The 6,571-nt window shown below is 35.4% G+C and carries 7 protein-coding genes; 1 reads left to right on the forward strand and 6 read right to left on the reverse strand.

The genetic code is table 11. The features are described 5' to 3' along the window. Positions 1-19 precede the first annotated feature (19 nt). The 6 genes from recJ to aat all read right to left on the reverse strand — a co-directional run bounded on the left by recJ (position 20) and on the right by aat (position 5,997). A complete protein-coding gene (gene recJ / locus FFR48_RS09215) occupies positions 20-2,338 on the reverse strand; it encodes a single-stranded-DNA-specific exonuclease RecJ (RefSeq protein ID WP_137667152.1) in 2,319 nt (772 codons plus the stop codon). A 236-nt stretch (positions 2,339-2,574) separates the two neighbouring features. Further along, entirely contained in the window at positions 2,575-3,216 is a 642-nt protein-coding gene (locus FFR48_RS09220) for a GNAT family N-acetyltransferase (protein WP_096570561.1), read from the reverse strand. Between the two features lie 104 nt (positions 3,217-3,320). Next, entirely contained in the window at positions 3,321-4,145 is an 825-nt protein-coding gene (locus tag FFR48_RS09225) for a PD-(D/E)XK nuclease family protein (protein ID WP_137667153.1), read from the reverse strand. Positions 4,146-4,503: 358 nt separating this feature from the next. Beyond that, positions 4,504-4,707, reverse strand: coding sequence for a hypothetical protein (locus tag FFR48_RS09230; RefSeq protein WP_096570563.1), 204 nt, complete (start codon positions 4,705-4,707; stop codon positions 4,504-4,506). 12 nt (positions 4,708-4,719) lie between these two features. Continuing rightward, positions 4,720-5,283 (reverse strand): peptide deformylase, encoded by a 564-nt coding sequence (gene def, locus FFR48_RS09235; RefSeq protein ID WP_096570565.1) that lies wholly within the window; start codon positions 5,281-5,283, stop codon positions 4,720-4,722. Positions 5,284-5,421: 138 nt separating this feature from the next. Further along, complete coding sequence (gene aat, locus FFR48_RS09240) at positions 5,422-5,997, reverse strand: leucyl/phenylalanyl-tRNA--protein transferase (RefSeq protein ID WP_096570567.1); 576 nt, start codon at positions 5,995-5,997, stop codon at positions 5,422-5,424. A 248-nt stretch (positions 5,998-6,245) separates the two neighbouring features. Here aat and FFR48_RS09245 point away from each other — a divergent pair. Beyond that, on the forward strand, positions 6,246-6,571 hold a 326-nt coding region (locus tag FFR48_RS09245), incomplete at its 3' end, for a DUF8822 family protein (RefSeq protein WP_137667154.1).

Raw genomic sequence — 6,571 nt, forward strand, 5'->3', positions numbered from 1 at the left:
TGATTATATCTTACTGTTATCAAAGTAAACCATTAAAAGCGATCGCCTGAATAGTAGATATAGGAACTGTGGCAAAATATTTTTTTTGAAATTGTTCTTCTTGTAATGCGGCTAAAAATTGATTAACTGCATTTTCAGCCTTAGTTGTATCATTGATAAATTCATTCCACGTAATTTGTAGATAACGATCTTGACGTTCAATAGTAAAACCTAAATATTTCAAAGCCTGAAATCCTAAATATAAACTAGGATCACTAATACCCAGTTTTTCTAATATTTGTACACGGGTAACTAGCTGATTTTTGCGACTGATAAATTTAGCAACTCCTACCAACGTTAACCAAATTTCCTGGGGAGTTTGGTTTTCTGGTTTTGCCCAAGCTAAAGCTAGTTTTTGTTGTTTATAAACCGATTTTCTCAACCAAGCTCTTACATCCTCCCAAGTTGTGGGACACTCTTTAATAATTAATATTGAATCATCTACAGCAAATTCCGAAACATCCTGATTTCGCCAATCTAAAATCATTGCTGATTTCTCAGTTTGCACTTCTAAATCAGCACTAGGACGCACAGCAATTAATCTGATTTCATAACGTTTTTTAAAGCTATTAAAATCTATTTCCGCAATACAATCACATTTACCTGTAGGCAATTCTTCTTTATAATGTCCCCACCAAATACCAGGAAAAGGATTTTTACTAGAATCATCTCTAATGTCAAACTCGGTTTTAATATATTGTATTTTCTTACCTTTTAAATCTTGTTGATTTCTATGCCAAGCATTTTCAAACCAACAATTTTTAATGAGTAATTTTGGTACAGGGTTTCCCATTCCACAAGGTTCTAAAAGTTTCAGTTCTAAAAATAATTCTTTCCCTAAATCTGCAACTGTCACCACCACATCAGCTTGGACAGTGGGTGTGAGATTTATTCCCCCTAAAGATTGCCGTAATTTTTGATTAATTGCATCTGTAAATAAGGGGATATTTTCTACAGGTAAACTTAAACCAGCCGCAAATGGATGTCCACCAAAACGATGTAATAAATGGGATTGTTCGTTAACTAATTGATATAAATCCACACCATTAATTGATCTGGCAGAACCCCGCGCCAATTGTGGTTTATTTGGTTCATATTCTCCGCTTTCTGTACTTAATAAAATTGTCGGTTTTCCTGTTTCTTGGGCAATTTGACCTGCTACTAAACCTAACACACCGTTAGCCCATTGTGGATCTTCTAAAACTATGACATTGGTAGTTGATAAATCTAATTGGGAGATTTTTTTTAATACTTGATTTTGTACATCTTTCTGTAAAGATTTGCGTCGGGTATTCGCTAATTCTGTTTCTTCTGCTAGTTCTTGACAACGTTGTATATCACGACTGGTTAATAGTTCTACACAGAAACTAGCATCACCTTTAATCCTACTAACTGCGTTAATTCTAGGACCTAAACCAAAGGAAATATCTGTAGGGCGATCGCCACTTTTCTGGCATAATTCTAATAATCTACCTACCCCTGGTCGTCTTCTTTCAACAACAGGTTTTTTATAATCTGCTTGTAATCTTTCAATTCCTACTTGTGCTAAATAACGGCAATCTCCACTTAATTGCACCAAATCAGCAATTAATCCTACCGCTACTAAATCTAATAAATCTTCTAGGGGACGTTGGGGTACATCGGGCAAAGTTTCATATAATGCTTCCACTAATTTATAAGCAACTGCAACTCCAGAAAGATGAAATAATGGATGTTCTTTTGGTAAGTAACGAGGATTAATAATTGCAGTTACCGGAGGACGTTCAGCAGGTAAAGTATGATGATCTGTGACAATAATATCAATTCCTAATTTTTGGGCATAAATAATTTCATCAATATTTGTACTTCCCGTGTCACAAGTAACGATTAATGTACAACCTTGTTGGGCTAAATTATCAATTCCTGCTAAATTTAAACCATGAGATTCTGTTAACCGATTAGGGATATAATAAGTTAATTGTTCATGTTGAATAAAAAATTGTCCTAAACCATCCCATAAAACCGCAGTTGAGGTAATACCATCTGCGTCAAAGTCTCCCCAAATCGCTATTTTTTCACCAGATATAGCCGCTTTTTTTAAACGGTTAACCGCCAAGTGCATCTCTTGTCCAAATTCAAAAGGACTTGCAGCTTGATAACTTTGGAAATTCACAAAACTGGCTAATTCTAATTCTGTTTTTATTCCTCTTTGCCATAATAATTGTGCAGCAAAAATACCACTTGATAAAGGTGTGTACTGTTTAACTGCTTGGATGAAGCACTCAGGAATTTGTTCTGTTTCTAATAAAATCCACTGCATTGAATTAATTTAAAATAGAGATTGGTGATTGGTGATTATATTTTGGATTTTGGATTTTGGATTTTGGATTGTATTTCATGAATCCAATCTAAAATCTAAAATTCTCCTGACTCCTGACTCCTGTACGGGCGTTCGCGAAGCGTGCTGGAAGCGTCAGCATTCGGGCGAACAATTATCAATTTGATGAAAAGGTTATTTTCCGAATGCTTCGCCCCTACGACTCCTGACTCCTCTCTTTATTCCTCATTAATCATTAAATCTGTTGATGATTCATTCACTAAGGGATTCATCGCTATTTCCCCAGGAATACCTTCGGATTTTCGAGAACGAATTGTAGTTCGTGTGCGCCTATAACCTGCCCTTTCTGCTTTTTGATGTTCATAATCTATTAGTCTGCCATAATATGGATGTTTACTCAAATTCATTGATAAGAAAATATGTTGGCGAATGTTACCAAAACCTTTTCTATTAAAAAATTTCACTGCTGGAGTATTTGTAGGATCAGTATCTACTAACATAAACCGCGCCCCATCTTCAATCATTCGCGCTACAACTTTATCAACTAATTTATCTGCAACTCCCTGACGTTGAAATTTAGGATTTACTCCTAACCACAAAATGTAACCATAGGTCCAAGATGCTTTACTAATTATTGTCCCTAAAATAAATCCTGCAAGTTCACTTTCTGTTTCCGCAACTAAGCAATATTCTGGATCTGTATTATAAAGTCCTATTACTTCCCATTCATCCCAGGTACGGTATAAATAAGGATATAAATCGCTGGTAAATAGTTCTTCACCTAAGTGGTAAACAGGTGCTATATCATCAATTCCTAATTCCCGAACATAAATTGTATCGTTTTCATCAAAGGTTTTCATAATTTTGTTAATTTTGTTAATTTTTTGATTTATTTGATTTAGATTTATTGGATTTATTTGGTTAATTTTTGCTATATTTCCTGTTCTATGTTAAGAGTTCCCTGCTATAGTGCTACTTCTTCAATAATATCAAGATTAGGTAGATTATTAATTGCGGGTGCTACTAAAGTTTTTGAGTCATACCTCCGATCAGCAAAGCGATCGCACTGTTTAGCAAACTGACAAAAATTACAAGTTTTAGATTCTTCTACCTGCGGAAATGGTTTACCCTTTTCATAATCATCTAACCAATTTGTTAATTTATTTAATAATTGATGAAGTTGTTTTTCTGTCTGTTTGTGTTTTTTGGTTTCATAGTGAAAAGGAATATTGTTAGATCGGGATTTAGCCTGAACAAACCAGTAAGTCATAGATATATTTTCCAGCAAATAGTTGCTAGTTTCTGCTAAAACATACAGATAAAGTTTGGTTTGCCAATTCTTAGCTAAATCATTTCTTTTTTGTGGTTTTTGATATGTTTTCCAATCAAAGATATGTGCTTTTTCTTGATCTGCAATTAATAAATCATAAACTACTGTCACTAGGTAATTTTGTGTTTGCAAAGTTCGATAATGTTCACTTTCTCGGAAGGTTTGATTATTAATATCAGGTGTTAATATTTCTGGTGCAGTTTCTTTAAAATCTTTCATCCAAGTTTTCAATTTATCATCTGCTTCGAGAAAACTATTAATTGGTAAACCTATTTCTCTCTGCTGCATTAATAGGTGAAAACGACTACCTGCAATCTGATGTTCTTCTTGTTTGGGATCTGTCGGTGTCGTCAGTTTTTCTAAATAATTATACTGGAATTTACGCGGACAGGTTTCTAGTAAGTTGAGGTGTCCTTGCGAAAGTCTTAATAATTTACTATCAGTTGATGTTAATACCATTTTTGCATTTTCTGTTTTCATCAAATTACTTATTATCAATCTATCAATTTTTATTTTTTATTAGAGTCGCGCAACTTTTTATCTTTGGGTCGTTGACTTTTTCTCTGGGGCGCGGTACTATTCTAGTATAATGGAGTGTTGCTAAAATTTTTTAAAAACTTTACATCCCATTATATTGAAGATACTATATAGCCTACCACCCCCCTAGAAAAAAATCAATCCTCTCTCCTACGGATTTTTCTATATTTTTTTTGTTAAATTAAATTCTTTTAAACCACCAATCACCAATCACCAATCACCAAAAAAAACAAAAGGTAAAAGAATAGTATAAACTCTTACCTTTTTGTATACCTGATGCTTATTTAATATTAGCCCGTGCATCCTTGACTGCCGCAATAAAAAATAAAACAGTCAGGGGAATGCTTAGAGCTAGAATAATGGTAGTAGTTTGGACACCAAAATCAGGTTGTCCAGAACTGAGTTCAAAAACAGAACCAACAGCAGCGATCGCTGTAAAACAAGACCCACCTAAAAATAAACCGCTTTTTGGAGTTAAATACACAACAAGACCACCCTATGCTACTGGTTTTACAGCTTGATACGAGAAGCCATTTTTAGATAGCTCCTGTGCTAAAGTCAAGGAATTATCTACACGATCCACAAAAACCACACCATTGAGGTGATCCATCTCGTGTAAAATACATCTTCCCAGTAAATCACCAGCTTTTAAGGTTTTGGGACGACCATATTCATCTTTATAAGCAATTTCTACAACTTTCGGGCGTTTGACATCCAAAAAAACTTTAGGAATACTTAAACAGCCCTCTTGAGCAATACAAAGCTCACTGCTAACCTGTTTAATCACAGGGTTAATTAATACCAATGGGGGTACTTCTGGTTTATCGGGTTCACAGTCGATGACAATTAGTTGTTTATTAATTCCAACTTGGGGTGCAGCTAAACCAATACCATCTTCGCTGTACATAGTTTGCAGCATATCCCGCACCAGTTGACGAAGTTCATCATCTATTTTTGTTACCCGCTTTGCAGGTTGACGGAGGGCGCGATCGCCTAAATAATGAAGCTTCAAAGGTGGATTTTTTAACTTTTTCTTCTCTACAGCAATATCAGAGGGCATGATTGTCTTGGCTTTATGATGAATGTCTGATTAATTTCATTCTATCGTTATTTGGTTGGTGATTGGTGACTGGGGACTGGTGACTGGGGACTGGGTAATCAATTTGATGTTTCCTAATCAACTATCAACTATCAACTATCATTCTAATGAACAAGATGTTTGCAAAGCTTGTCTCAGCAACGTCTCATATTCTTTAGTACCGACGTTATAAGCACCAAATCGGGCTAAATGGGGATTCATCATTTGTGCGTCAAACAATAAAAATTTCCTTTCTCGCAACCTTTCTACTAGCTTCACCATCGCTACTTTAGAACCTTCAGGAATTTTATAAAACATAGATTCACCAATAAAAGCACCTCCAATCACAATCCCTAAAATTCCCCCTGCAAGTTGATCACCGTGCCAGGTTTCAAAACTATAAGCATAACCAGTTTGGTAAAGTAACCAGTAGATTTTTTTTAATTCTTGAGAAATCCAAGTTGTTTCTCGGTTAGCGCATCCATTAACCACACCCATAAAGTCACGGTTAACTGCTACTGTAAACTTTTCTTGGTTGAGAACTCGTTGTAATGACTTGGGATAGTGGAATCTTTCATCTAAGGGAATCAAAGTATGTTCTCTACTTCCATACCATCCCAAGTGATCATGCTCATCAGCCATGAGAAAATATCCTTGAGCATAACCTCGAATAATAGCAGCAACATCATATTCCATAGTTTATGAACATCATAACAAAACCCCCAAAGGAACGCATTTAGCTGTGATTGGACTGCTGCTGCGTTTTTCTCTCTCATCCCAGCTTGAACCATGATTTTGAGATATGGAAAGATTAAAAGCTTGTGTTAAAAGCTTGTTTAACAAGACTTTTACAATCCAAAATCTAAAATCCAAAATCCAAAATCTAAAATCCAAAATGGTATGAGATTACCTTGGTACACAAAATCTATTTAAGATATACAAACATGACTCAGCCAATTCCACCTATTACCCTACCACCTACGGAAAATCCTCAACAAGAAGGCGAATGGTTGCAAAAGCGACTGTTGTTATGGCTAGATACAGAATTTCTTCCCGAACTGGTTAATCAAAAAATTGCCCAACGTGCAGCGCAGATTTTTGTCAGGCAACGCATGGAAGGAGAAGATGATTTAGGATCTCTGGTAATTGCTATTGTTACAGAGATGCAGTCTTTTGATTTTTCTAAAAGCTTTTATGGAGAGTTTGCGATCGCCAACGCCGTTAGCGATCTACTCTTAGACAGTCTGGGAATTGATCGTTGTTGTGGACA

Source organism: Sphaerospermopsis reniformis, from assembly GCF_005402885.1.
In the GTDB taxonomy this organism is placed as follows: Bacteria; Cyanobacteriota; Cyanobacteriia; order Cyanobacteriales; family Nostocaceae; genus Sphaerospermopsis; species Sphaerospermopsis kisseleviana.